Here is a 25,326-nt window from a genome sequence, read left to right as displayed (position 1 = left end):
CGGTCGCGGCCCCAGGGCTGGTCTACCCGCGGGGCTCGTCCCGCAGGACCCGGGCCCCCGCGCGTGCCGCGGTGAGGGCGGCGCGCGCGTGCCCGGGCGAGGCACCCGCAAGACCGCACGTGGGGGTGGTGACCACCGCGCGGGAGAGCAGGTCAGGGGTGATTCCCAACCGGTTCCAAAGCTCGCGTACGGGATCGACGGTAGCGGCCGGGTCGGACAGTCGGGGGGACCGCGCCGAAGGCGTCCGTCGAGGGTGTCCCGCTCCTGCGCGAAGCGCCCCCCGGGCGGTGGCGGGCGACGAAGTGGGAGGTACCGCGCCGTCAGGCGTCCGTTGAGGGTGTCCCGCTCCTGCGCGAAGCGCCCCCCGGGCGGTGGCGGGCGACGGGCGGGCGTCGGCGGACGTGCCGTCGAGCGAGGGCACGACACCGAGCAGCAGACCGACACCGGCCTCGACGGCGGTGCCGAGCATCTCGTCGTGGTCGCGGTTGAGCAGCAGGGCGTTGAGGCTGAGGGCCCGGGCGCCGCTGCGGCGCATGAGGTCGATGGGGACCCCCGCGGCGCAGCAGTGGGCGACGGGGACGGCCCCGGCGTCGTCGATGGCGGCGAAGAGGACGCGCAGGGCGGCCTCGACGTGGAGCCGGTCCACGGCGGGCAGGCGGCCGTACCCGCTGGCGGTGGGCAGGGAGCCGAGGAGGACCGCGGGCAGGGAGGGTTCGTCGACCTGCACGAGGAGGCGCGCGCCGGGCACGCGCTTACGGACGTCGGCGATATGGGAGAGGACGCCCTCGAGGTGTGATTCGGCCAGGTCGCGATGGGCGCCGGGGTCGGAGACCAGGCGCTGGCCGGAACGGAGTTCGACCGAGGCGGCAAGGGTCCAGGGCCCTGCGACCTGGATCTTGAGCGTGCCCGCGAAGCCGTGCGCGTGCTCGGTGAGGGCGTCCAGGTCGTAGGACATGAGACTGGTGGCGCGGGCGATGTCGCGACCGGGGCTGTCGGCGACCCGCCACCCGCTGGGCTGGACCTCGAGGGGGAAGTCGACGAGGAGCCCGCCGGTGCGGCCGATCATGTCGGCGCCGACGCCGCGCGCGGGGAGTTCGGGAAGGTGGGGGAGGTCGGGGAGTTCGCCGAGGATGGTGCGCACGGCCTCGTCGGGGTCCTCGCCCGGCCAGGAACCGACACCGGTCGCGGAGGCGTCGGGCCAGGGGTAGGGGTGCTGTTCGCTCACGTTGCCCAAGGTTAGGGCAACGGAGGGTGGAAGGCGCGTGACCGCGGGCGCGGTCGTGTCCACAGGCGTGGGGGCGGCTCTGGCCGGACCTGGACGTTCCGGGGGATACTCGGATTCGGGGGATTCAGACGCCCTGGCCGGGAGTCCGCAGCACCCCCGAAATCGAGCGTAGACGCTGGTCCCTACCCGGCGCCACCGGTCCGCGACGACCTGTGGACAACCGTCTGGCCGGCATCCCGCGAGGCCTCCGGAGCTTCGGCCGGGGACGTGGCCGCGTCGGTGGAAGATTCGGCCGGGGACTCGACCGAGGGCCCGACCGCGGCGGAGGGTTCGGCCGGGGACTCGACCGCGACGGCGCCCGCCCGGTCGCTCGTCCCGGACCGTGTCCGGTCCCGGCGCCGCCCCCGCAGCACGAGCGCCCCGACGACCACGGCCGCCAGCGCCGTCACCCCGACCGCCACCCACGGCGAGTTCAGGAACAGCGCCCACCAGGCGCCGACCACACCGGAGAACACCACCGACCACAGGCCCGCCCAGATCAGCGACCCGAGAGACATCGCGACGAGGTAGCGCCCGAAGCGCATCCGCATCGCGCCCGCCGCCAGGTTGACGGCGGTCTGCACCCCGACGGTGAGGAAGCTCAGGGTGACGACGGGGGCGCCGTATCGGTCGATGCGCTCACGCGCGGTCTCCAGGCGCGGGCCGAGCCGCCTGCCCGTCCGGCTCCGCGAGACGCCCTCGCCCAGCCCCCGGCCGATCCAGTAGGTGGCCTGGACACGAAGCAGGATCACACCGAGCAGCGTGAAGTAGACGATCCAGAAGGGCTGTCCCTCCAGGAAACCGAACTCAGGCATGGACCAGGCCCCCTCATCTCGCCCGCAACTATGCTATGCCTTACCTAACTTCGGCAAGGGGTGCACGGTCCCCGACGAGAGTGTTCCTCCCGACAGTCCAGGTCAGGCCATAGGCAGTGCCGAGCCGGAGCGGAGGCCCGAGAGGACACCGCCTATCCGGCCGCTCCCGCGGCCCCGGCCCTCTCCGTCCTCGCGGTCGCCGAGATCGTCGCCGACCCCAGCACGGTGTCACCGTCGTAGACCACCACCGCCTGCCCCGAAGCCACGCCCGTGGCGGGCTCGGTCAGCCGCACCCGCAGTTCGGGCCCGTCCTCGCCGTCGCGCTGCACGACGCTGGCCGGGTACACCTCCCCGTGGGCGCGCAGCTGCACCTGGCAGTCGGTCGGTTCGGTCAGCGGCGCGGATCCGCTCCACACCGGCCGCGTCCCGGTGATTTGGTCGACCCTGAGGGAGGCGCGCGGCCCCACGGTGACCGTGTTGTTCACCGGCTCGATCGACAGCACGTAACGCGGGTGGGCGGCCCCGCCGAGCCCCAGACCCTTGCGCTGGCCCACGGTGAAGGTGTGCGACCCGTCGTGGGTGCCGACCACGTTGCCGTCCTCGTCCTGGATCGGCCCCGGCTTGGCCCCGATCCTCCGGTTGAGGAACCCGGCCGTGTCACCGTCGGCGATGAAGCAGATGTCGTGGCTGTCGGGCTTGTCCGCCACCGACAGGCCCCGGCGCTCGGCCTCGGCCCGCACCTCGTCCTTGGTGCAGTCGCCCAGCGGGAACATGGCGTGGTCGAGCTGCTCGGCGGTGAGCACACCCAGGACGTAGGACTGGTCCTTGCGCTCGTCGACGCTGCGGACGAGGCGGCCGTCGATCTTGCGCACGTGGTGCCCGGTGGCCACGGCGTCGAAGCCCAGGGCGACCGCCCGGTCCAGCACGGCCTCGAACTTGATCTTCTCGTTGCACCGCAGGCACGGGTTGGGCGTGTTGCCCGCCTCGTACTCGGCGACGAAGTCCTGGACCACCTCGCGGTCGAACTCCTCGGACATGTCCCACACGTAGAAGGGGATGCCGATGACGTCGGCGGCGCGCCGGGCGTCGTGGGAGTCCTCCACCGTGCAGCAGCCCCGCGCCCCCGTGCGGTAGGACTGCGGGTTCTTGGAAAGCGCCAGGTGAACGCCGGTGACGTCGTGGCCCGCCTCGGCCACCCGGGCCGCGGCGACCGCGGAGTCGACTCCGCCGGACATGGCTGCCAGTACACGCAAAGTCATAGTGTCGTCCAGCGTATGCGGCGCGCAGGGGTCACGGCCACGCGAATACGTCACCCCGGGCCGCACCCGCGCGCGCCCGACCGGGACCGCCCCTCGCCGGGCGCCGCCCGCCCCCGCGGTACCCGGCGAGGGTGGTCGCGGGCTTCTGCGAAAATCGTCGTATGGCTCTGTTCCGTCGTCGCCGCTCCGCCGACTCCACCACCGCCGTCACCGCCTTCTGGGACGCCTGGCCCGAGGTGCGTGACGCCCTGGCCAACGCCGTGGAGTCCGCCCAGCCGGCTCCAGCCGAGGTCTCCGACCGCGTCACCTCCCTGGTCAAGGGCATCCATCCCGACCTCGACTGGGAGGTGGGACGCCCGCCGGAGCAGAAGGGCGGCGACATCGAGGACCTGGACCTGTCCCCGGACGTGGACCCGAGCGCGCTCCTGGAGCAGCTCGCCGCGCTGGACGACCCGTCCAAACTGACCGGAGGCCCCACCTACGCCATGACGCTCCGACCCGGCCCCTCCGACGACGCCCGTGTCATGTCCGAGCGCTGGGCCCGGTCGGCCCCCGACGACGAGCAGTGGGGGTTCCATCCGGTCCGCCCGGCCGACCACGAACGCCTGTCGTCGGTGCTGACCGTGGACGGGCACGAGCTCGACCTGTCGCACGTGTCGGTGTCCCTGCGTGTGAACCAGGCCACCGGCAAGATCGAGGTCGGCGTCTACCACCCCGACAACATGTTCCTGCCCGAGGAGGTGCGCGAGGGTGTGGCCGAGCAGGTCACCCTCCTGGCGCTGGGCGAGGACGACATGGTGCGGTGGATCGGCGAGGTCGACTCCCTGGACGAACCGCCGCTCGACCCGCTGCCGCCCACGTCGATGCCCTCCGTCGCGCGGCAGATGGCCGACCTGCTGGGCGGGTCCGAGGGCTGGGTGACCCTGGAGGGCACGCACCCGCTGTTCGGCGCGGTGCGCATCCTGATCCGCCACCCGCTCACCCGGCGCGACTTCCCCGCGCTCTCCCTCTACGTGCAGGTGGTCGTGCCGTTCGCCACCATGGACGCCGAGAAGCGTCCGATCGAGGCCTCCGAGGCCGCCCTGGGCGACCTGGAGGCGCGCTTGGAAGGCGTGCTGCGGGACAACGGAGCCCTGTTCGCCCAGAAGACCGAGCGCGGCGAGCGCCACTACCACTACTACCTGGACCCGGAGTCGGGGGTCCTTCCCGAGTTCGAGGCCCAGCTGGTCGACTGGCCCGAGGGGAAGGTCAAGCTCCGCAGCGAACTGGACCCCGACTGGGCGTGGTTCAACGCCTTCCGCCGCCAGTACCGGCGTGAGCTGGGCTCCTAGGCGGTGTTTTCGGGTCCTGCCGCTTCACTTCGGACCGCGTTCGGGCGCTCGGAGAGGCGGGGGTTCTTCATCCTCGTCCTCGCCTGACGCTCGTTCCCCGCTCGCGGCTCGACTCGCCCACCCGTCACCCCCACCGCCCTCGACGGACGCCTGCGGCGCGGTCCTGGCCATGAGAACCCCGCCGGCGCCCGGGCGACACCCCTCGGGTGACCGTTCCAAGAAACGAGTCCTGGACCAGGACGCTCCGGGCGTTCGGCCGGAGCTGGCCGGAACGGCCTCGATCGACGCCCCGCGGCGGCGGGGTCCCCAGCGGAAGGGTCAGGAGGGGAACAGTTCGCCCCTCCTGACGGTGCCTGAGGAACATTTCGGTGAAATCCCCCGCGACACCCGCCGTTGACCGGATCCCGACCCTCGGGGCCCTACGTCAAGCCCGGATCCCCCCTCGTACATCTGGCGCCCAAGCCTGAACAGGCGTAACGTGTCCTCCCCGGCAGGAGGGTGGTCCGGGTTGTGATGGATTTCGTGATGACACGATCGCCCACACGCCGGCCGAGAGGGTCCAAGGTCGGCGCGCTCCTCGTTCTGTGCCTGGTCGGATCCCCGCTGATGGCGCTGTTCCCGGTCGGGATCTGGACGGCCGCCCGTGCGCTGGCGCTGAGCGGCGCGATCCAGTGGGTCCTCCTCCTCGCCCCGGTGATCGTCGGGTCCATCCTGCTGATGATGTGGCTGGCGGCGCGCTGGCTGGAGGGGTCGGGTATCCGACATCCCACCGCGATCGCGGCGCTGGTGACCGCCACCGCCATGGCCGTACCGGTGGTCGTGGCGTACCTGGCCCCGGCGGCCGCCCCGTTACCGGGCGGCCTCACCGTCAACATCGCCTTCCTCAGCGGGGCGATCACCACCGCCGCCCTGGGCGCGTGCCTGCTGGCCGAACGGCTCCCGCCCCCGAGTCCGCCCGGCCTGCTGGCCGCCGTGGCGGTGGTCGCCGCAGCCCTGGTGTCACTCCCGCTGCTGTCGGACCTCATGCGCTCGTGGGCGGGCGCCGAGCGATCACGGGAGCAGGTCACCGGCTTCGAGCACACGATCAGCGTCCTCGACCACCCCGACTGGACACCGGAGGACGTCCACGAGATCAACGGCGGACTGCGGATCACCTACCGGCACGAGGACGGCGCTGCGGTCCACGTGCTGTCGTGGGGCGACTCGGACGTGCTCGACCCCCGCGGCGAGGGCGTCCGCACCGGCTGCGACTTCCCCGGCGTGCGGTGCCGGGAGACCGATGGGGCGGTCCTGATGGACCGGGGTCCGGGCACCCCGGACGAGTTGCGTGTCCGGTTGAACGACGGCGCCGTCGTCAGCGTGGTCTCGGAACCGGACGGTGCCCCCACCGGCCTCGTCGGCCTGGCCCCGGACCTGCGGCGGGAGAGGCCCGGTGAACGCGACCGCCTCGTCGAGTCCGTCACCGGCTGAACCCTCCCCCGCGCGGCGTCCTGACCGGTTTTCGGCGTTCTCCCGCGCGCGTGGTCACTCTGTGCGACGATCACCACCATGGGTGAGAAGACACGCCGCGTCGCGCTCCTACGCCACTCCACGGCCAACTGGTCCCACGACGTCGACCACGAACGTCAGCTGTCCGAGCGCGGGCGCGAACAGGCCCCCGTCGCGGGCCGCTGGCTGGCGCGGAGCGGGCTCGACTTCGACCTGGTGCTGAGCTCGACCGCGGTCCGCTGCCGTGAGACCTGGGGACTCGCCGAACGCGAACTGTCCGCGCCCTCCAGAACCGTCTTCGACGAACGCCTCTACGAGGCCGCCCCGGGCGACCTGGTCGCTCTGCTCCACGAGACCGACGACGACGTGGACGACCTCCTGATCGTCGGGCACAACCCCGGTCTGCACTGGCTCGCCGACGCCCTGACCGGCGAGGCGGACGGCGACCTGCTCACGCGCCTGAACCTCTCCGGCTTCCCCGCCAGCTCGGTCGCGCTCCTCACCTTCGAGGGCCCCTGGCACGACGTGGAGCACGGTGTCGGCCGACTGGTCGCCTACTGGACCCCGTCCGGCTGACCGACGCGCCCCGACCCGGCCCGCCGCCCGCAGGCGCCACCGGCGGACGGGGCACCGAACACCGCGGGCGCGAACCTAAGTCCGCCTCCTTCCGGAAGGTCCGGCACGCCATCATCCGCGTGAAACGGCATCCACCCGCGTGAGGGCACCGGACGGAGGGTCGGGGACCACGGCTCCGCCGGCGCCGTCTTCGACGGAGGAGGCTTCCGCGAAGCGGTGTTGCGGCGGTCAGGTGAACTTCTTCGGCACTGGGTTCATCGGTGAGCGGGAAGGCCCGGGAACGTCGGTTGACGGATCTGATCACCGGCAGCCCCCTCGCGCGGCGCACCGTCGTGTGCGCCGCGCCCGACGCGAGGCGCAACGGGACGGGTGGGGAGACCAAGGGTTCCGGGCCTCCCCACGCGGATCGCCGTATGCGGCTGAGGCGTCAGCGGTTGTCGCCGAAGAAGTGGTCCGCGGCCGCGCCGCCCGGGTCCTCGACGATCCCGCCGACGGTGTCGGCCTGCTCCTGGAAGCCCTGCACGGTCTCGGCCGCTCCGCCGAAGGCCTCCTCACCGTAGGCCTGGGCGCTCTCGGTGGCGGCGCCCATCCCGTCCTCACCGAGGGACTGCGCCGTTTCCTGAGCGGTGTCCAGCCCGTTGCCAGCCTCGGCCACGGTGTCGGAAACCCCCTGCGCCGCCTCCTCGGCGGCCCCTCCGAAGAGGCCCTTGAACCAATCGATCACGTCGTCGAACATCGCTCACTCACTCCATAGGGTCAGGCCTCTTGTTACCCCTTTGAGATAAACGCGGCGTAAGGGGGCAGGTCAGCAGCGTGATCAGGTGGGACGGGGCGGTGCTCACGGGTCACGTGCGACCCGAGCGCGTCAGGAGCCGCCTTCGGGCGGGGCGGGTGTCCGACCGCCGATCGGTCATCGCCACGCGGGTGGACCGCTGGGTCCCCGTGGGTATCGGGTTTCCTCCCGCGCCGGTTGCGCGGAGGTGGGAGTACGACTCCCGGCGGGGGCGCGGGACCACCGGCCGGTCGGGGGGAGCCGGGGCCGTCGCCTCCCCGGTCGGGTCCGGGTTCCCGGCCTGGGGCGGCGGTGGCGGAGTCGGGCCCTCCTCCTGGTGTGTGTGGGGCCAGAGCACGAGCAGCAGCTCGTCGATGTCCCCGGCCTCCAGGAGTCCGTCCGGGGTCATCACCCAGTAGGTCTGATTCGACTCACCGAACCAGATCACCAGGTGCGGGTACCCGGCCTGGACGGCCGCCGCCCTGGCGTGCTCGTGGGAGTACTCGGCGCGGCGCCCGCCGAGCAGGGGAAGCGACCGCGCCCGGATCCCCCGGCAGGTCGGGTGGTCGCAGCGCGCGCACTCCGGGCCGTGTGTCCGGTCGGTCCGGGACGGCCTGGGGCGCGGGGGCTCGGCTGGGGGTCGCGGAGGCATGTGCGGTCGGGGCGCCGCCGGAGCGGGCGAAGGGGACGGGAGTACTGTTCCTGGTCATCGAGTCCTGCCTGTGGTCGTGGAGGGCGGGTCGTCGTACACACGGGGGATGTTGGGCCGGGGCCGGGCGCGGGGGCAGACGTGCCCGGCCCCACGGGGGAGTCAGGCCGCGGGGGTGGTGCCCCACAGGCTGTCTTCGAGGTCGAAGGCGAGGTAACACCAGACGTGCCGGGTCCGGCCGCGGGCGTCACTGCCCCAGTCGGTCGCGAACGCGTCCACCAGGGCGAGGCCCCGGCCGGACTCGGCGCTGAGATCGAGCCCGGCCGGGTTGGCGGCGGGAGCGGGCGGTGCGGTGCGGCCGCCGGTCCCGCTGTCCCTGCAGACCAGGTGCAGACCGTCGCGGTGCCGGTCGACCACCAGGCTGTAGGTGCCACCGGGGAGCCCCGAAGCCCCTCACTGCGCCTCCGCCGACGTTCCACTGAACTCCGACATTCACGACAAGCCGCCGGATATACCGCAGCAAAAGTCGCAAAGGAGCTTGGTTGGAGCCATCCCAAAATCACAAAGATGGAAACAACCGAATAAAAGCGGATCAAACCAGAAGATCTCGACAAACTAATGGACCTGTATGGGATCGACGCCCCCGAGAGGCGCGACTGCATGCAGGCCCTCGCCAAGGACGCTCGCGTGCGCGGCTGGTGGTCCAGGTACAAGGACGTCTTCAAGAACGAGTCCCTGCCGGACTTCGAGACGGAGGCGTCGACTCTACGAACGTACGAGTCTCAGGTCATCCCGGGTCTGCTTCAAACTCCTGCCTACGCTGAAGCCATCTTCAGGGGTGGGCGTTACACAAACCCGCAGGAGATCGAACGACGTGCCGAAGCACGGATGGGTCGCCGAGGAATCCTCACTCGGTTCAATCCCGTACACCTGCGGGCTGTCATCGACGAGTCCGCCTTCCAGCGACTCATAGGTGGACGCGAGGTGCTGGCTGCCCAGCTCAGGCACCTGCTGCACATGGCGCAAATGCCGCACATTGACATACAGATGCTCCCCCTCAGCAAGGGCGCGCACTCCGGGCTCACCGCTCCGTTCACGATCCTGGACTTCCCCAACCCTCTGGACTCCCCCATCGTATGTGTGGAGACTCTGAGCGACGCTCTGTATCTCGAAGAGCACGATGATGTAGAGCTGTACGCCGCCACCTTTGGGGATGTCCAGGCATCGGCCATCAGCGCCGCCGAGACCGCCGAGTACATCACCGAGCAGATAAGCACCTTGGAGAGCACCCCTTGAGACCAGCCGTGCTGAACTTCTACAAGAGCAGCTACAGCGGAAGAGACGTCGACTGCGTCGAGGTTGCGCACATCCCCACGAACTTCCGCAAGAGCAGCTACAGCGGCCAGGGAGTCGACTGCGTCGAGGTCGGCGACCTTCCCAGCGGGGCCGCCATCCGCGATTCGAAGCACCCCGACGCCGGACACCTCCCCTTCCCCACGGCCGAGTGGGCGACCTTCCTCAGGGCCGCCCAGCTCTGATCGCCCCACGTTGAACACCCGGAAACCCCTCCCCTCGGGTCTCCGGGTGTTCAAGAGCCACAGCCGTCAGTTCTCGCTCGCGGGCGGTACCACTGGTCGCCCCTCACGCTCGCGCACCAACCGCTCAAGCCGCTCGACCTGCTGACTCAGCTCGGCGAGTCGATCCATCACCGCCTTGTGCTGGACCTCTTCCAACTCCTGGTCCTCCGCCCACATGGCCTTGTCGACCTCCTGCTCCATCGACGTGACGATCACGCCGATCACGAGGTTGAGGATGATGAAGGTCGTGAGCACGATGTAGACGACGAAGAACATCCAGCCCATCGGGTGGTGGTCGATGACGGCGTCGGCGACGTCCGGCCAGTTCTCCGTGGTCATGACCAGGAACAGGGTGTACAGCGTCGTCCCGAGGTCACCGAAGTACTCCGGCACGTTCGCGCCGAACAGCTGGTGCCCGAGAACCGCCGCGGAGTAGATGATCACCAGGAGCAGGCCGATGACGGTCCCCATCCCGGGGGCCGAGCGGAAGAGGGCCGTGATGATCATCCGCATCTGGGGCACCACGCTGATGATCCGCAGGATCCGCAGCACGCGCAGCACCCGGAGCACGGAGAAGGGGCCGGTCGCGGGGATCACGGAGACCACCACGACGAGGAAGTCGAACCAGTTCCACGCACTGCGGAAGTACTGGCCCCGCCAAGCGTGGATCTTGAGCGCCAGCTCGATGATGAAGACCCCGATGAAGACGCGTTCCACCACGAGGAGATACGGAAGAGCGGAACCTCCGTAAGTGGCCAACCCCAAAACGGCGGCGTTCACGAGGATCAGCAGAAGCATCAGGTTGGAGAACCATCGGCTCTCCACCACGCGTGTGACCTGATCACGCCGCAACGTCACGCCCCCTCTGCAAATTTCACCCCCATTCGGGCAACCAGCGACCAAATATATCGAAGGAGTCGGACCGCCCTTTGGTTCACTTCCCGTCCTACCGAAAGTGAACGCAGCCCACGAGCGTGGTCCCCTCAAAGCAGGGTCGGGGCCTCGTGTCCGGGTGCGACATCCCACACCCTCGTTTTCGGGTGAGGGGCGCTTCCCAGCGTCGAGGACCGGACGTGACGCGGTCACACGCCGTCCCCGGGCACGAACCGGCAAAACCTCGGGGATGTCCCAGGGGCCGGGAGGAGAACGGCGATTCACGAGGGACGGTGACCCGCTGGTATCTTCGCACCTGGCCACGGCGAGGGAGCCCGAGCCGCCGGACAGCGCCCGCGACCGAGGAAGATGCATGCCGGAGCTGAAGTACTTCACCGGGTCGATGAACTCGGGTAAGAGCACGATGGCTCTCCAGGAGCACCACTCACGCGGTGGCGAGGGCGTGCTGTACACGAAGCAGGACCGCGCCGGAGCGGGCATCATCTCGTCGCGCCTGGGTCTGACATCACCCGCTATCGAGGTCAGTGACGACCTGGACCTGTACGACGACATCGCCGAACGCAAGGCCCCGTACGTGATCTGCGACGAGGCGCAGTTCCTGTCGTTCAAGCAGGTCGGCCAGCTCGCCGGAGTGGTCGACGGAATGCGCATCGACGTGTACTGCTACGGGATCCTCACCGACTTCCAGGGACAGCTGTTCCCGGGGTCGAAGCGCCTGGTCGAGCTCGCCGACAAGATAGAGGTGCTGCCGGTGTCCGCGCGCTGCTGGTGCGGTGGACGCGCGACGCACAACGCGCGGGTCGTGGACGGCGTGATGGTCTACGAGGGCGAGCAGGTGCACATCGGCGGCAACGAGTCGTACACGACGCTGTGCCGCCACCACTTCATGGCCGGTGTCGCCTGACCCCAGCCCAGGGTCATCTCACTCCGGAACCCACGCATTAAGACTGTGTTCCACAAACGAGGCCACGTGATCTGCCTCATTTGCAAAACGAGCACTAGATACCTCACCATTGACAGCAGGTGCCTCAAAGGTCATCGCATATACCGTACTTCGAGTCTGCCCAACCAGATAGTACGCATACCCTCCCGAGGGAGCCACACTATAGTAATAGTATGATCTCTCGCTCAGGTTCGCTTCTCCAGACTCCAGTATTTCGTAGTCGCGCTGAGAGAGGTCCGACACCAGTTCATCGAACCTATTCGAGGCGACCTCATCAGGACCAATTCCGTCGGATGTAGAGATAACCGCTTCGTACGTGTAAGAAAACCGCCATGGCTCTATCTGCCCAGGCACACTACCCTGGGGGTAGATCTCCCACTCACACTCATCTCGCACGGTACGGTCCTCTACATTTCCTCCCAAAGCAGGGTCTTCATAGTTCCCGCTTGAGTAATTACTATCCGGCTGACCATATGCGTACTGAACGTCCTGCGCGCAGAGGTCCAACGCCCCGGGATCAAGTTCCGCGATGGGTTCACCGGTCATCGCTACTCGCGGCTGGTTATCGTTTCCTCCGACTCCGTTGGCCACCCCAGAGAGAAACAAACTGGCTACACCGACGAGAGCACCGAAGACACCAAAGGCGGCTACGGTTCCGCAACCGAAGACAGCAACAGCGGCCCGCCAGCCATGCAGGCCCTTCTTCCGAACGGGCTCCTTCGTGTCAGCCACGGTTATCAGATGCCTCCAACTGAGCGAGCACGTCAGGGTGTTGCGACGGACGCGTGAACCCCAAGATCTCCGAACGGTTGGGGTCATCGTACTCGCGCACCGCGATGGGGCCACAGTTGGTGCACCAGGCCTCCACCATCAATCCGTCGCCGATCACCATTCCCACGTGCCCCGGGCTGGGCTGACCACGGGTTTCCACATCAAAGAAGACCAGGTCGCCCGGTTGTTCCTCTCCTGCGGGAATCCTCGGGCCGAAGCGCCACTGGTCCTGTGAGACACGAGGGATCGTGATTCCGGCACTCTCGTAAGCCTTCATCAAGAGCCCGGAGCAGTCATAACCGACCGGCCCCGTTCCGCCCCAGATATAGGGCTTGCCCCGCTGATCCAGGGCCCAGTCGATCACTGCCTGCGTGATCTCGTCCGGCGCCCGCCCGATCGGCAGCCCCTCGGCATCCAGCTCACAGAGCACCGCTGTGCGAATGGAGTTCGACGTGTTGAAGTCACCATCGGCGTAGCGCCCGGCCCACTCCATGACGTCGTCCACGTACCACCAGGCATGGTTGTAACCGAAGATCGCCTGCCGGACGTCGTCCTGCAAACCGTGCGCGATCAGGTAGTCCGCTGCCGCCGGGATCGCGTCCCCCGGATCGTAGACATTGACGATGCCATCGCCGTTGCCGTCAAGGCCGTAGCCCTCGCCCGGCCGGTCGTCGACCGGTTGAATCGGCTCGCCACCCCAGCTGTTACCCGCAGCTGACCCGTCCAGAGCACCGAACTGCATGGGGCCAGCCGCTCCCCAGTCGTTGTGCCCCTCGGTGATGCCCGGCCCGTCCCACCGGCCGTGGTGGGACTCGACCTGGCCGACGCCGGCGAGGATGTTCCAGGGAATGCCCCGATCCTCCCCGGCCTCCATGTACAGCTCCAGGTAGTTCTCCGGAATGGAGTCCATGGCATAGCCACTGGCTCCGGGCTGTTCGGCGTCGGCGTTGGGCCCGCAGGCGAGTCCGTTCGCCAGGTAGCTTCCGATCTGCTGCGTCGAGTTGGTGATCAGCGGAACCATGAACATGGTCAGGAAGATCATGAGCGCGACCATGATCGCGGCTGCCATGCCGACCCACATGCCCGTGGCGCCTGAGTCGGAGGTGGTTGTGGAGGTGGGGGTGAAACGGGGGAACAAGGGTTACTCCTCCCCGAACTGTCCTACGTCGGCAGGTTGGAAGTCGAACACCAGCCACGTGCCGCCTTCCCGAACGACGGTCACGGCGAACTCACCGAGGTTCTCGTCGAACTGCGCGTCTCCGGTCTCGGTGATGGACTGCGCCGTCAGCACGAAAGTGATGGAGTCCTCCCCGAAGGTGCGGACCCGGTCGACCTCGGCACGGCCCTCGGCCACGGCCTCGGCCTCCGACATCTCCTCCCAGAACGCACCGACCCTGCTGGTGTCCGCCAGAATCTCGGCGTACTCGTCGGTGGCCAGCTCCTCCATGGCACCGAAATACGCCTCGGGGGACTGTGAGTAGTCGATGGTTCCGTAGGCCTCGGCGAACGCCCTCGCCGTGGCTCCGGCCTCGCGAAGCTCGGCCTCCTCGAACGGGAACCACGTGAGGACGTCGACGTCGTCTTCATCCGTCGTGGTGATCGGGCTCGGCTCGACCGTGGACAGGTCATCGAGCGACGAGGGCTCACCTGCCCCGTTGTCACCCGACCGCGCCTCCTCGGGAGCAGCAGAGGGCTCCTCAGGAGCATCGTCACCCCCACCGAAGCCGCCGAGGGTGAAATAGAGACCGAATGCGACCAGAGCCACGATCAGGCCGATGAAGACCAGCCGCTGGGCGCGTTCGGACAGAGAGTTGGGCATCGTTCGGGGCCTTCGTACGTCAGTCGTCGTTCAGCCAGAAGGGGACGTCGCGTTTGCGGTCCCTGGTGGTGGAAGAGCTGCTCTCTCCCCAGAACGGGGTGATGGGCGCGTCGTTCTTGCGCTTGCTCGATCCGGTCAGCCACCCGCCGTCCCCCTCGCCTCGGCCTCCGCTTGAAGGGGCCGGTCCTGCGGGACGTTGCGGTGCTGGACGTTCCCGTCGCTCCCTGGGTGTCCCCCAGCGGGAGCCTCGGCTTCCGAAGCTGCCCTTCGCCGGGGTCTCCTCCCGACCGTTGAAGATGCCCCGTCCCGTGCTGGGTTCCGGCCGCTCGGCACTCGCGGCACGCCCGCCTGGGGAGGGGGCACCGCCGCCGAACAGGGACCCACCACCCCCGCCACCACCATTGTCACGACGGTCAGCGGAGCCCCGACCACCGGAATCCGTGCCGAACACGGAGGACCAACCACTGTCTCCGGTGCCGGTGTAGCCACCGCTAGGCCGAGGTGGGATCGAACCGCCACCGCTCAGGCTCGGTGCCTGTTCACTGCTCCGTCCGGTGTTCTCCGGACGCTGGCCACCACCAGAGGATGTGGAGCCGGACCGGTGCACGTTGAGCGGAGGAGCCGTTCGTTCACCACGTACACGTCCGTAGCCCGCGGCTCCGCGTGCTCGAACACCATCGCCTCGAACAGGAGCGCCTTCGCCGGAGACTTCCTCCCCGTTTCCAGCTGCCGCATCCATGGCGCCGTTCTGCGCGCCAGGTGTTCCGCTACCAGCTGGCACCCCGGAGGCGGCTGCGGCAATCTGCGGAGCCCTCCGCAGCCCCCACGCCTGAGCCTTGAGGTTGGCCATCGGGGGAAGGACCACAGCGCTCTTGCTGAGGGCCTGGCTCTGCGCGACATCGTTGGCGATGCGCGAAGTGAAGGTGTTGGCGTTGACCGACGTGAAGAGGTAGGCGAAGGGCTTGCGGTAGACGAAGAGAGCGACGGTGAACAGGGCTAGGAGGATCATCTGCAAGCCCCATCCGAGCGTGCTCGACATGACCATCCCGTAGCACATCACGAGTAGGGAGATCAGGAGCACGATGAAGATCTGCTTGAGCAGGAAGCCGACCATCAGTTCCACCCACCGCAGCAGGACCATACGGCCATAGCCCGGATGGATACCGATGAGCAGGAAGATGGGCGAGAGCAGGAATAGGAGCAAGAAGGCGATCTTCAGCACGATCAGCGCCACAGACCCCGCAAGGATCAAGCCACCTGCAAAGATGGATGCAAAGAGGGCGAGTGTAGCGACCCCAAGACGGCTCCCTTGGTCCTGTCCTGAGAACAACGGGTAGACACTCGGCGATGTACTTTCAATGGTAGAGGCAATTTCCTCGTAGGATTCTTGCTTCTCTGTGATTAGTTCGCTTGGGTCAACCTCGCCATCCGCGATCTGCTGTTGCTCGATACGGTTGATTCCCTGAGCTGAGACCAGGTCCACAGCATAGCGACGTGCAACGTTTTGCCCCGTATCGTCGTTGCCGAATTGCCCAGCCACCCATGGCTGACAGACCAGACTCGACCACAACATGTCGGCGTTCCGTCGGACCTGGAAATCCGCCTCGGACTCCCACTCCGCCCGTTCCGGTGCCTCAGCCCCGGCCGGACATGTGCCCGAGCCTCCCCCGTACGGCACCTGGCCCACCGTGCTCGTCACCAACTGGCTTCCGGAGTTCACCAGACCGCTGGCCATACCCATGATCTGCGCCGGGTTCACCAGGATCCACATGCCGAGCCCGATGGCCGCCACCATCCACACCGTGGACTCGATGGTGAGCGTGACGCGCTTCCGGATCAGCCCGTACCATCCGAGCCAGATCGCACCGAGAATGACGATTGTTGGAATGAGCGGGCGCCAGATGCCCTCCCTCAGAGTGACGACGACATCCTCAACCAGCTCATTGAAGCTCGCCAACAGACCGTCCGAGGTGGCCGCCTGGTAGACGGTGATCGTCGACTGGTTGATGGTCTTGGACAGGTCCCACGCCGTGTTGGCGAGCGTGGCCTGGGCGCCGTTGGAGATCCCGTCGACACAGGACTCGGTGATCATGTGCCACTGGGTTCCGGCGGTCCCGTACTGCCCGTACATACTCGCGTCGGGAGGCAACCCGCCTGGAGGGCCCTCAAGTTCCGACTGTGACGGTGGCGGAACCAGCAGCCCGTCCGAACCGCTTCCCGCCGCCTCCGGCAGCGGCGCGGGCTCCCCGGGACACAGCGTGTTCGCCTGCGCCGTCGTCGCTGGAAGCACGACGAACCCGACCATCAGCAGGAACATCATCAGTAGGCGTCGCCATCCGCGCCGTCGGACGTGCTGATGCGTCATCTGCTGGCTCCTGCGTCGTGGTTCGGGCCGAGGGTCGATGGCAGACACGGTGACTCCGCCCGCGCGCACGCCGTAGCGAGACCGCGCACGGGCACAGCCCCCCGCATGTCCTTACCCCATCCTCTATGGTGCTTCATCGGCGGGTCGGAAGATGAGTGCAACGCGTCGGGATTTCCGGTTCCTACCGACACTCCACCCCACCGGGCCGGTGCGAAGCAACGCAAAACCTACGTTTTCGCAGGTAACAGGCATCAACGGACTTCCAGAACACCCATAAACCACCAGGCCACAATTTAGTACCCCAGCCGCGAGTATGAGCGGCGTCACATCCACTTTCGCAAGCAAAAGTGGACATCTGCCCATAAACCGGACTGACGCCCGCTCTCCGAACCGGCTTCCGAAGTACCCGCAGTCCCTATTGCCGCACAGCCGAAAACCATCTCCTTCCGGAACACATCGCACCAGACGACGACCCCGCACCCCCGCACCCCCGCACCCCCGCCCCAGGAGGCCCGCCGCGCGCTCCTCGGCCCCGAGGGATCGACCGCCGACACCCCTGACACGCGCCCGTCGAACACACGCCCCGCGACAGGACACCGGAGGCCCCACCATGCCGCCGCCCCACTCCCCCGGCCCTCACGAACCAGGCGCGGGCGCCAAGCCCGTGCCGACGCGCACACGTCCGAGCCGTGCCACGACCGTCACGCTGGTCGTCGGCGGGCTGGTGTACGTCCTGTTCCTCCTCCTGGCACTCGGCTATCTCCGCCTCAGCGTCGTCCTCGACCTCCTCTACCGCGGTTCGACGGACAGTCTCCCCACCGCTCTGTGGCTCGTGTTCCTCCTCGGCGTTTCCTCCTTCGCCGTCCTGGTCTCCGTCCTCCAGCGGGCCCGGGTCCCTCGGCCCGTCGCGACCGTCGCGCTCCTGACCGCCGTCGTGCTCCTGGGCTACCTCCAGTGGTGGTTCACGGTCCCCGACCTCACTCCCGGCTCCCTCTTCGACGGCCCCACCACGGGGCTGGGTGTCCTGGCCGCCGCGGCGGCGGTCCTGGGCATCCTCGCCGCCGCTCCGAAGCGCGCGTTCCTGTGGGCGCTCGTGGCCGTCGTCGCCGTGACGGCGCTCCGGGCCGGGGTGGACTGGAGGCTCCGCGTCGAACGGGAACGGGAACGGTTCGACGCGCTGGTGACCGAACTCTCCGAGTACCCGGACGAGATGGTCCTTCTGGCGGCCGAGGGGTGGACACCAGCCTCCGCCTCCGTCCGCCACGACGACAGCGGTGTGTCGGTCGGTTACCAGGACGCGGACGGCCGCGAGGTCCGCGTCACCAGCAACGCGTCCCCCGGCTCCGCGGACTCCGACACCGAGGGCTCGGAGCACGCCGCCCCCCTCGACTGTGACGGCGCCGCCGATCCCGCCCTCGTCGACTGCGAGGAGCTCGACGGGGTCGGAGTCGGTGCGTCCCTCCTACTGACCTGGGAGTCGTTCCACGAGGAGTTCCACAGCATCCGCCTGGAGTGGGAGACGGGGACCGTCGTCGAGGTCGCGGCACCGCTGCGGGACGAGTCCGTCCACGCGGGCGACGACGCCTACGAGCCCTCCGAGGTCACCACCGACGAACTCCGCGCGCTCGCCGGGCGGCTGCGCGTCGCGGAGGACGGCGAGGCGCTCGCGCTCACCGAGCGGATCACCGGGGGTCCTCGGCCGTGACCGCCCGGTGCCCGCCGTGCCCGCGACCGGAGCGCACCGGGTGGTCACGGCCTCACCCCGAAACGCGCGGTCTCGGCGATGACCGCAATCGGTCAGCTCCCGTTCCCCCGACGACGTCCGGGTCAGACCGATTTACAGTGAGATGGACTCAGATGTCGGCAACACGCACCATCATCCGGGAGCGGTAGGACCTTCTCGGATAGATTGGCCTGCGCATCGTCCCCCACCCCCCAGAAGGGATGCGCCCCTATGTCGTCCGACGGTCGTTCCTCCGTAGGCCGCTACGAGCTACGGGAACGGCTCGGCGCGGGCGGAATGGGAACGGTGTGGCGTGCCTGGGACCCCGCCCTCCAGCGCGACGTGGCCGTCAAGGAGGTCCTGCTCCCCGAGGGGATGGACCCGGACGCCCGCGCCGAGGCGCACGCTCGCAGTATGCGCGAGGCCCAGGCGACCGCACGGATCAACAGCACGGCGGTGGTCGCCGTCCACGACGTGCTCGACGACGGCGAGAGCCCCTGGATCGTCATGGAGCTGCTCTCCGGGGCCTCGCTGCAGCAGCACCTGGACGCGCACGGCCCCATGACGGTGACCCGGGTCGAGGAGGTGGCCCGGTCGGTCCTCGACGGACTGCGCGCGGCCCACGCGGCGGGGGTCACGCACCGGGACATCAAGCCCGCGAACATCATGCTCACCGCCGACGGCCGGACCGTGCTGACCGACTTCGGCATCGCGAACGTCGACGGCAGCACGGCGCTCACCCAGACCGGCGTGTACATCGGGTCCCCCGAGTACATGGCCCCCGAACGGTTCGAAGGCGAGCGCGCGCTGCCCGCGTCCGACCTGTGGAGTCTGGGTGTCACCCTGTACTCGCTGCTGGAGGGACGCACACCGTTCAAGCGGGACAGCATCACCGGCATCATCAGCGCGGTCCTGACCGCTCCCCTGCCGCCGCGGTTGTCCACGCCCGGTTCCGGTGACCGCTCGGCCAGCGCGCCCCTGCACGCGTTGGTCTCCGCTCTGCTGAGCCGCGACGCCTCGGCGCGGCCCACCCCCGCCGAGGCGCTCGCCCTGCTGGACCGGGAGAAGGAGGCCCGGGAGGCGCGTGCCGCCGAACCCGGCGCGCGAACCCCCGGGCCGCACACCCCCGCCGGTGGGCCGCAGGCCCCTGTGAGCGGTCCCCAGACACCCCCGAGCGGACCCCAGGCGCCCGTGCCCGGGCCGACTGGCGGACAGTCCGCGTGGGCCCACTCGGGACCGCACCGACCACCCGGCCCCCCGGGCCCGCACACACCGCACCACGGTGTGCCCGGGCACCAGCCCCCGGTCCCGAACCCGCCCGGCCCCTCGACCGGTCGCCTCCCCGTCCAGCCGCCCACCGGCCCCCAGCGGGCGCACCAGGGCCCCAACGGCCCGCAGCCGGTCACTCCCCTGTCGGGGGGTGAATCGACGGGCGCCACGACGCGGTTCGGCCCCGGGTCCGTTCCGGCCGGGCACACGGCCCGCCTCGCCGGCCAGCCGCCCCGGGCCGGCGCGCAGCCGTCCGTCGGCACCGGCCAGCACGTGTGGAACGGGAACCGGGCCGACCCGCCCAAGCCCGCGGCGGTGATCACCGCCGCGGTCATGCTGGGGCTGAACGCGCTCTACCTCATGGTGCTCACGGCCCTGTTCGCCGGTGAGGCGGTCGGCGGCTCGGAGGAGTACACGTGGGGCACGGTGTCGCTGGTCGGAGTCTGGGGGCTGTTCTCCGCGTTCGCGGGCGTGGGACTGATGGCGCGGTCGCGCGTCCTGTACGGCGCCGTGGTCATCGTGCAGGCCGTGGTGTCGGTGCTGCTGATCCTCACCATGTTCTCGGTGCTGATCTACACCCCTGACCTGCTCGTCTGGTACGCGCTGATCCTGATGTTCAACCTCGTGATCGGCGGGCTGCTGCTGATCCCGCCCAGGGCGCGCGCGTTCTTCGGGTTCGGCCCCGACGCGGTCTGAGGGGCGCGCCCGCCGTCCCGGGGCGCTACCACCGCAGGACCGACAGCTCACCCAGTTCGTCGAGGGCGATCCGCCCCTCCTCCGCGAGGACCCGCACCATCTCGTCCGCCTCGGAGACGCTGACGAACCTTCCCCTGGACAGGGACGCCTCGGGTTCGGGGGTCTCCATCCACAGTCGCGGCCCGGCGTGCCACATCATCTGCACGCACGAACCGTCCCGGGCGACGAAGACCGCGAAACTGTCCGGGGCGGGGGTGAGGTGGTGGACGAGGGCGCGGGCGGCGGCCGTCTCCAGGGGTTCGGGGACGTCGACCGAGCCGATGCCGTCCCGTGAGGTGTCCTGATAGCTGGCGTCGACCATGCCGACTCCGCTCGACGCGGCGTCCTCCTCCGGCCAGACACCGCCGACGGCCCAGCGGCTGAGCGGCTCCTCGACGCGTTCACGCGGCAGGACGCGGCCGGTCTCTCGCACGCGGAGCACGTCGAAGGCGCGCTCGACCACGACCGTGTCGCCCCGGTCGCTGGTCATCGTCGCCGTGAAGTCGCCGGGGAGCCAGGGCAGGACCATGCGGGCGAGCTCGCGGACGGTCACCCGGCCCTCGTAGTGGCTGACCCACTCCGGGGTGGGGTAGGGGCTCGGGTTCGTGTAGGCGACCTCGACCGAGGGTTCCCCCTGGATGGCGGAACCGGGGTAGGCGGCGCGGCGCCCCCAGCGGCGCCAACGGCCGTCCAGTTCGACCGCGAGCAGGGTGTCGGGGTCGCCGTTCCAGGTGACGGTGAGGCCGTGCGCGCGGAGGGTCTCGGCGATCTCCTCGCCGACGGCGGCGCGGCGGATCTCGTGCACGGCGTCGAAGCCGAGCCAGAGCCCGCCCTCCACGGCCGCCCGCGCGGCCTCCCGGGCGTGGTAGTAGACGTAGCCGCGGATCGCGGGGCCCGCGTCCGTGTCGTGGGCGGCGACCTCGGAGCGGAGGGCGTCGCGGGCGCACTGGCCGCAGCAGGTGAAGTCCTCGCGGGCGACGATTCCGGACTCGTCGAGGGCGCGGAAGGCGCGGGTGAGCCGTTCGCCGTCAGTGCGCACGGGCCAGCGGCGCTGTTTCTGGGCGTGCTCGGCCATGGCGTCGTCGATGGCCGCCGAGAGCTCGGTGAGAACCCCCGCCCCCGGCTCCTTCAGCGGCTCCGCGCCCTCCGGCTCCACGCCCTCCGGCTCGGCGTCCGACCTGAGGAAGTCGGCGATGTCCTCGCTGGCCTTTCGGTAGATCTCGACGAATCCGCCCTTCCCGTACACCACGTCGGCGATCGCACCGTGGAGGGCGGTGTCGAGGGGCTCCCTGTCTTCGGTCATGCGCCCAATCTGTCAGATTCGGCGGACACTCGCTCCGCTGCCCCCGGGGCGCCGTCGTCCGGCGCCGGCCAGTCCGGGGCGTCACCGGCCGTGAGGGCGTGGTCGGCCAGGAGCCGGACCCGTTCGTCGCGGACGCGCCGGGCGGCCTCAGCGGTGACGGCCAGCGCTCCGAGACCGGTGGGACGGGTGTCGAGGAAGGCCGCCGAGGCGAGGTGCTCGGCGTACTCGGCGGTGGAGTCGAGCGCCTCCTGGCACTGCTCCCACTCGCGGTGCGCGGCGACGGCGCGCTCGACCAGCCGCCCGTACTCGGTGATCTCCTCGACCCGGGCACGGACCGCCGCGTCGACGGTGTTCAGGTGCTCACGCTGGGGTTTGAGGGCTTCCCTGACTCGGGGTGAGGCCGCGCGCTGCCAGCGGCGCAGGTGGGCGCGGCGCAGTTCGCGCTGGCGGACGAGGAGCTTGGCGATCCGCCACTCCTGGTCGCGCAGGACCGCGAGCGCGCGCTCGGTGTCCAGGGAGTCACCGCCGCCGAGTTCGTCCCGGGCGGAGGCGACCTGGTCGATGGTGCGCTGGACGGCGGACAGGTGGGCGTGGTCGTGGTCGCTGACGTCGTCGGGGAGGATGGCCAGCCCCTCGTGGTCGTCGGGGGTCCGGCTGACCCGGGCGGTGGCGGCGTCGGCTCCGACGAGGGCGACGAAGACGCCGAACACGAGCCAGGGGACGACGGCGGCCCCGTCGGGCGCCGCCATGACCATGGCGGGGGTCGCGACGACGGTTCCCGCGCCGGCCGTCGCGCCCAGGACCCGCGTCGCGGGATGGGTGTCCTCGACGCAGATGAGCACGAGGACCTGGGCCAGGAGGATCACGACGGCGACGGCCAGGCCCAGGGGCCAGCCCCCGGCGGCCGAGGCGAGGGCGGCCGTGAACCCTGCGGCGAGCACCTGGACGGCGCTCTCGCGCGCGCGAACGGCGCGGGTGACGATCTCCCCGTTGGCCCGGCGCGGGGGCGGGTCCGGGGGCCGGTTCTCCCGCGTGATCCGCTCACGCAGGACATCGGGGAGGGTGGGGTCGACGACGGGGCGCGGCACGTCCTCACTCATGGGCGGTCCCTCGTGAGTGGTGGGTCTCGGTCGGGGGTGCGGAGTCGGTGCGCCGGGACGGGAAAACCCGACAGAGTAGGTCATCCCCATCCCGGACGAGCCCCGAACCTGGTGCCGCTAATCCCCTTTTGCGGGGACTTGTCCGTTCCACTCGTGGACGTGGGCGCACGTCCGTCAGCGTCTGTCGGCCACCTCCTGGCCGGAGGCGGCCGCGAAGTCGTCGTCCTCGGCGGGCCGCTGCCGGGTGGGGTTGGTGTCGAGCCAGCGCAGGAGGTTCTCCGAGACCAGGTCGACCCCGATCCGCCCCGCCCGCCCGTCGAGGTCACGGAACAGGCACTCGCCGTTGCCGAGGTTGCGCAGTACCGCCAGGTGATCCTCGGTGGGCTCGACGCCGAGCAGGGACATGACGCTCTCCACCTCGTACCGTTCGCTGGAGCGGAACGCGAACACCGAGGACAGGCAGTTGGTGACCTGTTCGTTGAGCAGGTCACCGGCGTTCTGGGAGACGAGGATGAGGGCGGTGTTGCGGGAGCGGCCCATGCGGGAGACCTCGGGGACCAGCTTGGCGCCCTCCGGGGTGGAGGTGACCGCCCAGGCCTCGTCGAGGAAGATCGCCTTGGGCAGGTGACGGTCGAGGCCGTTCATCAGGCGGCGCGCGAACTGGGAGACGAGGTAGAGCAGCGCGACCGACAGGCGCTGTTCGTAGGAGTAGTCGTCGCGGCCGACACCGGAGTCGGGGAGGGTGAGGCCGCCCAGGGTGAAGACGGTGGTCCAGCCCTCGGTGTCGACCTTGGCGTCGCCCTGGGGGTCGAAGCACAGACTGGCCAGACGCATCTCCGACATCGACTGCAGGACCGCGCCCAGGTTGCGGGAGGCGGCGCCCGGCGAGGCGACGAGGTGGTCGACGACCTTGGCCAGGGACGGGCGCGGCTGGTTGGCGACCGCGGCCACGGCCTGGATCATCGCCGACTCGCGTTCCTCGCTCATGCGCGGCAGGAGGAGCCGGAGGGTCTCGGTGGCCATGGTCTTGCGCGAGGGCAGGTCGTCGCCGAACGCGAAGGGGTCGAGCAGGCCCGGCTGGGCGGACCCCAGGGACATGACGCGGGCCTTGCGCCCCCGCCGCTGGAGGAGTTCGACGAGGGACTCGGCGTCGCCCTTGGGGTCGATGGCGGCGACGGTCACCCCGCGCAGGGCGAGCTGGTAGATGAGCAGGAGGGCGAGGGTGGTCTTGCCGCCGCCTGGCTCACCGGTGATGGCGATGGCGGTGGGGCGGTTGCGGGCCGCGGCGACCATGGGGTCGAAGTGGACGATGGAGCGGGCGCGGCCGATGCTCTCGCCGATGTAGGGCCCCACCCAGCCGCCTCCGGAGTGGTCGACGCGGTCGCCGACGTCGACGGTGGCGGTGGGCATGCCGCCCGCGATGGTACGCAGGGGCTGGCGCTGGGCGTAGGCGCCCAGGCGGATGCGATCGCCGGGCAGAGCCTCGTTGAACAGGGAGAACTGGTCCCCGGTGGAGTTGATGACGTCGATGCCGATGTCGCGGTAGTGCTCGATGACCGCCTCGACGTGCTGGCCGAGGAGGCGCTCGGTCGGGGCGGAGACCATGAGCCGGTGCCAGCCGTAGACGAACGGCAGGCGTTCCTTGGTGATGCCGTGCTCCAGCATGCGGGCGGCGTCGATCTGCTCGGCCAGGGCGATGGGCGCCTCGACCCCGGCCTCGCGGATGTGCGCGTCCATGTCGCGGGCGTGCGCGAGCTTGCGGCCGACGTCCTTGCTGGCCTTGGCGGGCGGGATGAGCTTCATCCGCAGGGACATCTCGACGGGGAAGGGCAGGGCGTCGGCGTGGTGCATCCAGGGTTCGCCGTCCGGGAAGGGCATGAGGTCCGGAAAGCGGGCGAAGGACAGGTAGGCGACGTGGGTGGATCCGGCCGGCTGTTCGAGGCGCAGGGACGAGCGGCCGTTGTACACGACGCCGTCGACGAGCGCCTCGATCTCGCCGCGCCCCCAGGTGCGGCGCCCGGCGGCGGAGGGGCGCACCTCCTCGGCGGTGCCGCTGACCGCGTGGCGGATGAGCCAGGCGACCTCGTCGGAAGTGGCGTGGCGGGCGTGCAGCGAGCTGGCGGCGAGGGCACGGCCGAGGCGTTCGGACTGCTCGGTCCATCGGGCGATCTCGCGGTCGTCGATGGCGTCGTCGGTGATGCCGAGGACCTGTTCGGTGCGCTGGTAGGCGCCGAAGAGCTGGGAGAAGAGGCCGAGGCCGCCCCCGGCGTTGCGCATGCCGAGACGGACTCCGAGGTAGACCTCCTTGGTCCAGAAGTCCTTGGCCCAGACGTGGCGGTACATCTCGTCGAGGTAGTCGTACCAGCCGGGGCCGGAGTCGGCGGTGCCGTCCAGGCGGGTGGCCCAGGCGGCGGCCGGGTAGGTGCGGTGGGCGACACGGAGGTGGACCTCGGCGTCGTTCATCCGGATGGCGGCGAGCGCGATGGTGATGTTGGTGGCGAGCGCCTGGCGTTCCTCAGGCGTGGTGAACTCGTAGGACACCGTCGGGAGGCGGAAGTAGGCCCAGGCCTCGGTGTCGCTGAACAGCACGCGGTCGTCGAAGTAGCGGACCGCGAGGCGGGTCGCGCCCCGGGTTCCCCTGGTGCCGGTCATCTGGTTGCCCTTCTCGTCGCG

The 25,326-nt window shown here is 69.7% G+C and carries 23 protein-coding genes; 9 read left to right on the top strand and 14 right to left on the bottom strand.

Annotated elements, in window-relative coordinates:
* Nucleotides 1-22: 22 nt before the first annotated feature.
* The 3 genes from KIK06_RS28140 to mnmA form a co-directional block, all read right to left on the bottom strand.
* On the bottom strand, nucleotides 23-1,225 hold the full coding sequence (locus KIK06_RS28140) for a methionine synthase (protein WP_268645715.1): 1,203 nt from the start codon (nucleotides 1,223-1,225) through the stop codon (nucleotides 23-25).
* 182 nt (nucleotides 1,226-1,407) lie between these two features.
* Nucleotides 1,408-2,079 carry a DedA family protein gene (locus KIK06_RS28135; RefSeq protein WP_442789809.1) on the bottom strand — a complete coding sequence of 224 codons (672 nt, stop codon included), beginning with the start codon at nucleotides 2,077-2,079 and terminating at the stop codon, nucleotides 1,408-1,410.
* Between the two features lie 152 nt (nucleotides 2,080-2,231).
* Nucleotides 2,232-3,338, bottom strand: coding sequence for a tRNA 2-thiouridine(34) synthase MnmA (gene mnmA / locus KIK06_RS28130; protein ID WP_268645714.1), 1,107 nt, complete (start codon nucleotides 3,336-3,338; stop codon nucleotides 2,232-2,234).
* A gap of 161 nt (nucleotides 3,339-3,499) precedes the next feature.
* On the opposite strand from mnmA, the gene KIK06_RS28125 reads away from it, so the two are divergent.
* From KIK06_RS28125 to KIK06_RS28115, 3 genes are all read left to right on the top strand, one after another.
* A complete protein-coding gene (locus KIK06_RS28125; RefSeq protein ID WP_268645713.1) occupies nucleotides 3,500-4,669 on the top strand; it encodes a DUF695 domain-containing protein in 1,170 nt (389 codons plus the stop codon).
* Nucleotides 4,670-5,194: 525 nt separating this feature from the next.
* Nucleotides 5,195-6,139 carry a hypothetical protein gene (locus tag KIK06_RS28120; protein ID WP_268645712.1) on the top strand — a complete coding sequence of 315 codons (945 nt, stop codon included), beginning with the start codon at nucleotides 5,195-5,197 and terminating at the stop codon, nucleotides 6,137-6,139.
* Between the two features lie 78 nt (nucleotides 6,140-6,217).
* On the top strand, nucleotides 6,218-6,733 hold the full coding sequence (locus tag KIK06_RS28115; protein WP_268645711.1) for a SixA phosphatase family protein: 516 nt from the start codon (nucleotides 6,218-6,220) through the stop codon (nucleotides 6,731-6,733).
* Between the two features lie 427 nt (nucleotides 6,734-7,160).
* Here the strand turns inward: KIK06_RS28115 and KIK06_RS28110 are convergent, their stop codons facing one another.
* The 3 genes from KIK06_RS28110 to KIK06_RS28100 form a co-directional block, all read right to left on the bottom strand.
* A complete protein-coding gene (locus KIK06_RS28110) occupies nucleotides 7,161-7,457 on the bottom strand; it encodes a hypothetical protein (RefSeq protein WP_442789808.1) in 297 nt (98 codons plus the stop codon).
* Nucleotides 7,458-7,578: 121 nt separating this feature from the next.
* A complete protein-coding gene (locus KIK06_RS28105; RefSeq protein ID WP_268645709.1) occupies nucleotides 7,579-8,157 on the bottom strand; it encodes a hypothetical protein in 579 nt (192 codons plus the stop codon).
* Nucleotides 8,158-8,316: 159 nt separating this feature from the next.
* A complete protein-coding gene (locus tag KIK06_RS28100; RefSeq protein ID WP_017598132.1) occupies nucleotides 8,317-8,571 on the bottom strand; it encodes a hypothetical protein in 255 nt (84 codons plus the stop codon).
* On the opposite strand from KIK06_RS28100, the gene KIK06_RS29300 reads away from it, so the two are divergent.
* The 3 genes from KIK06_RS29300 to KIK06_RS28090 are packed head-to-tail and all read left to right on the top strand — an operon-like array spanning nucleotide 8,542 to nucleotide 9,692.
* On the top strand, nucleotides 8,542-8,739 hold the full coding sequence (locus KIK06_RS29300) for a helix-turn-helix domain-containing protein (RefSeq protein WP_327084671.1): 198 nt from the start codon (nucleotides 8,542-8,544) through the stop codon (nucleotides 8,737-8,739). The genes KIK06_RS28100 and KIK06_RS29300 overlap by 30 nt on opposite strands.
* A gap of 33 nt (nucleotides 8,740-8,772) precedes the next feature.
* Nucleotides 8,773-9,450 carry a DUF5753 domain-containing protein gene (locus KIK06_RS28095; RefSeq protein ID WP_268645708.1) on the top strand — a complete coding sequence of 226 codons (678 nt, stop codon included), beginning with the start codon at nucleotides 8,773-8,775 and terminating at the stop codon, nucleotides 9,448-9,450.
* Complete coding sequence (locus KIK06_RS28090) at nucleotides 9,447-9,692, top strand: DUF397 domain-containing protein (protein ID WP_268645707.1); 246 nt, start codon at nucleotides 9,447-9,449, stop codon at nucleotides 9,690-9,692. Before KIK06_RS28095 ends, KIK06_RS28090 begins: the two co-directional genes overlap by 4 nt.
* 66 nt (nucleotides 9,693-9,758) lie before the next feature.
* On the opposite strand, the gene KIK06_RS28085 is transcribed toward KIK06_RS28090, so the two are convergent.
* Nucleotides 9,759-10,559, bottom strand: a complete 801-nt coding sequence (locus tag KIK06_RS28085; RefSeq protein WP_017598129.1) for an ion transporter — start codon at nucleotides 10,557-10,559, stop codon at nucleotides 9,759-9,761.
* A 418-nt stretch (nucleotides 10,560-10,977) separates the two neighbouring features.
* Between KIK06_RS28085 and KIK06_RS28080 the strand changes: the two genes are divergently transcribed.
* Entirely contained in the window at nucleotides 10,978-11,529 is a 552-nt protein-coding gene (locus KIK06_RS28080; protein WP_017598128.1) for a thymidine kinase, read from the top strand.
* An 18-nt stretch (nucleotides 11,530-11,547) separates the two neighbouring features.
* Here KIK06_RS28080 and KIK06_RS28075 read toward each other — a convergent pair whose 3' ends face one another.
* From KIK06_RS28075 to KIK06_RS28060, 4 genes are all read right to left on the bottom strand, one after another.
* Entirely contained in the window at nucleotides 11,548-12,300 is a 753-nt protein-coding gene (locus tag KIK06_RS28075) for a hypothetical protein (protein ID WP_268645706.1), read from the bottom strand.
* Nucleotides 12,293-13,408 carry a C40 family peptidase gene (locus tag KIK06_RS28070; protein WP_442789807.1) on the bottom strand — a complete coding sequence of 372 codons (1,116 nt, stop codon included), beginning with the start codon at nucleotides 13,406-13,408 and terminating at the stop codon, nucleotides 12,293-12,295. Before KIK06_RS28070 ends, KIK06_RS28075 begins: the two co-directional genes overlap by 8 nt.
* Before the next feature lie 72 nt (nucleotides 13,409-13,480).
* Entirely contained in the window at nucleotides 13,481-14,158 is a 678-nt protein-coding gene (locus KIK06_RS28065) for a hypothetical protein (RefSeq protein WP_268645705.1), read from the bottom strand.
* Nucleotides 14,159-14,177: 19 nt separating this feature from the next.
* Complete coding sequence (locus tag KIK06_RS28060; RefSeq protein WP_268645704.1) at nucleotides 14,178-16,523, bottom strand: type IV secretion system protein; 2,346 nt, start codon at nucleotides 16,521-16,523, stop codon at nucleotides 14,178-14,180.
* A gap of 664 nt (nucleotides 16,524-17,187) precedes the next feature.
* Here KIK06_RS28060 and KIK06_RS28055 point away from each other — a divergent pair.
* Together KIK06_RS28055 and KIK06_RS28050 are read left to right on the top strand one after the other, a co-directional pair.
* Entirely contained in the window at nucleotides 17,188-18,228 is a 1,041-nt protein-coding gene (locus tag KIK06_RS28055; RefSeq protein WP_268645703.1) for a hypothetical protein, read from the top strand.
* 249 nt (nucleotides 18,229-18,477) lie between these two features.
* Nucleotides 18,478-20,211, top strand: coding sequence for a serine/threonine-protein kinase (locus tag KIK06_RS28050; protein WP_268645702.1), 1,734 nt, complete (start codon nucleotides 18,478-18,480; stop codon nucleotides 20,209-20,211).
* Nucleotides 20,212-20,236: 25 nt separating this feature from the next.
* On the opposite strand, the gene KIK06_RS28045 is transcribed toward KIK06_RS28050, so the two are convergent.
* From KIK06_RS28045 to KIK06_RS28035, 3 genes are all read right to left on the bottom strand, one after another.
* The gene (locus tag KIK06_RS28045; protein ID WP_017598122.1) at nucleotides 20,237-21,553 is read right to left on the bottom strand and encodes a DUF6891 domain-containing protein; all 1,317 of its coding nucleotides are present in this window, start codon (nucleotides 21,551-21,553) and stop codon (nucleotides 20,237-20,239) included.
* Nucleotides 21,550-22,653: a hypothetical protein gene (locus tag KIK06_RS28040; protein ID WP_268645701.1), complete on the bottom strand. Its 1,104-nt coding sequence runs from the start codon at nucleotides 22,651-22,653 to the stop codon at nucleotides 21,550-21,552. The genes KIK06_RS28045 and KIK06_RS28040 overlap by 4 nt, the downstream gene beginning before the upstream one ends.
* A gap of 174 nt (nucleotides 22,654-22,827) precedes the next feature.
* Nucleotides 22,828-25,305, bottom strand: a complete 2,478-nt coding sequence (locus tag KIK06_RS28035; protein ID WP_268645700.1) for an ATP-binding protein — start codon at nucleotides 25,303-25,305, stop codon at nucleotides 22,828-22,830.
* Nucleotides 25,306-25,326 lie beyond the last annotated feature (21 nt).

The organism is Nocardiopsis sp. EMB25, assembly GCF_026797795.1.
Taxonomy (GTDB): domain Bacteria; phylum Actinomycetota; class Actinomycetes; order Streptosporangiales; family Streptosporangiaceae; genus Nocardiopsis; species Nocardiopsis lucentensis.
The sequence above is the reverse complement of the archived record's forward strand: the minus strand, read 5'-3'. Positions and strand labels throughout refer to the sequence as shown.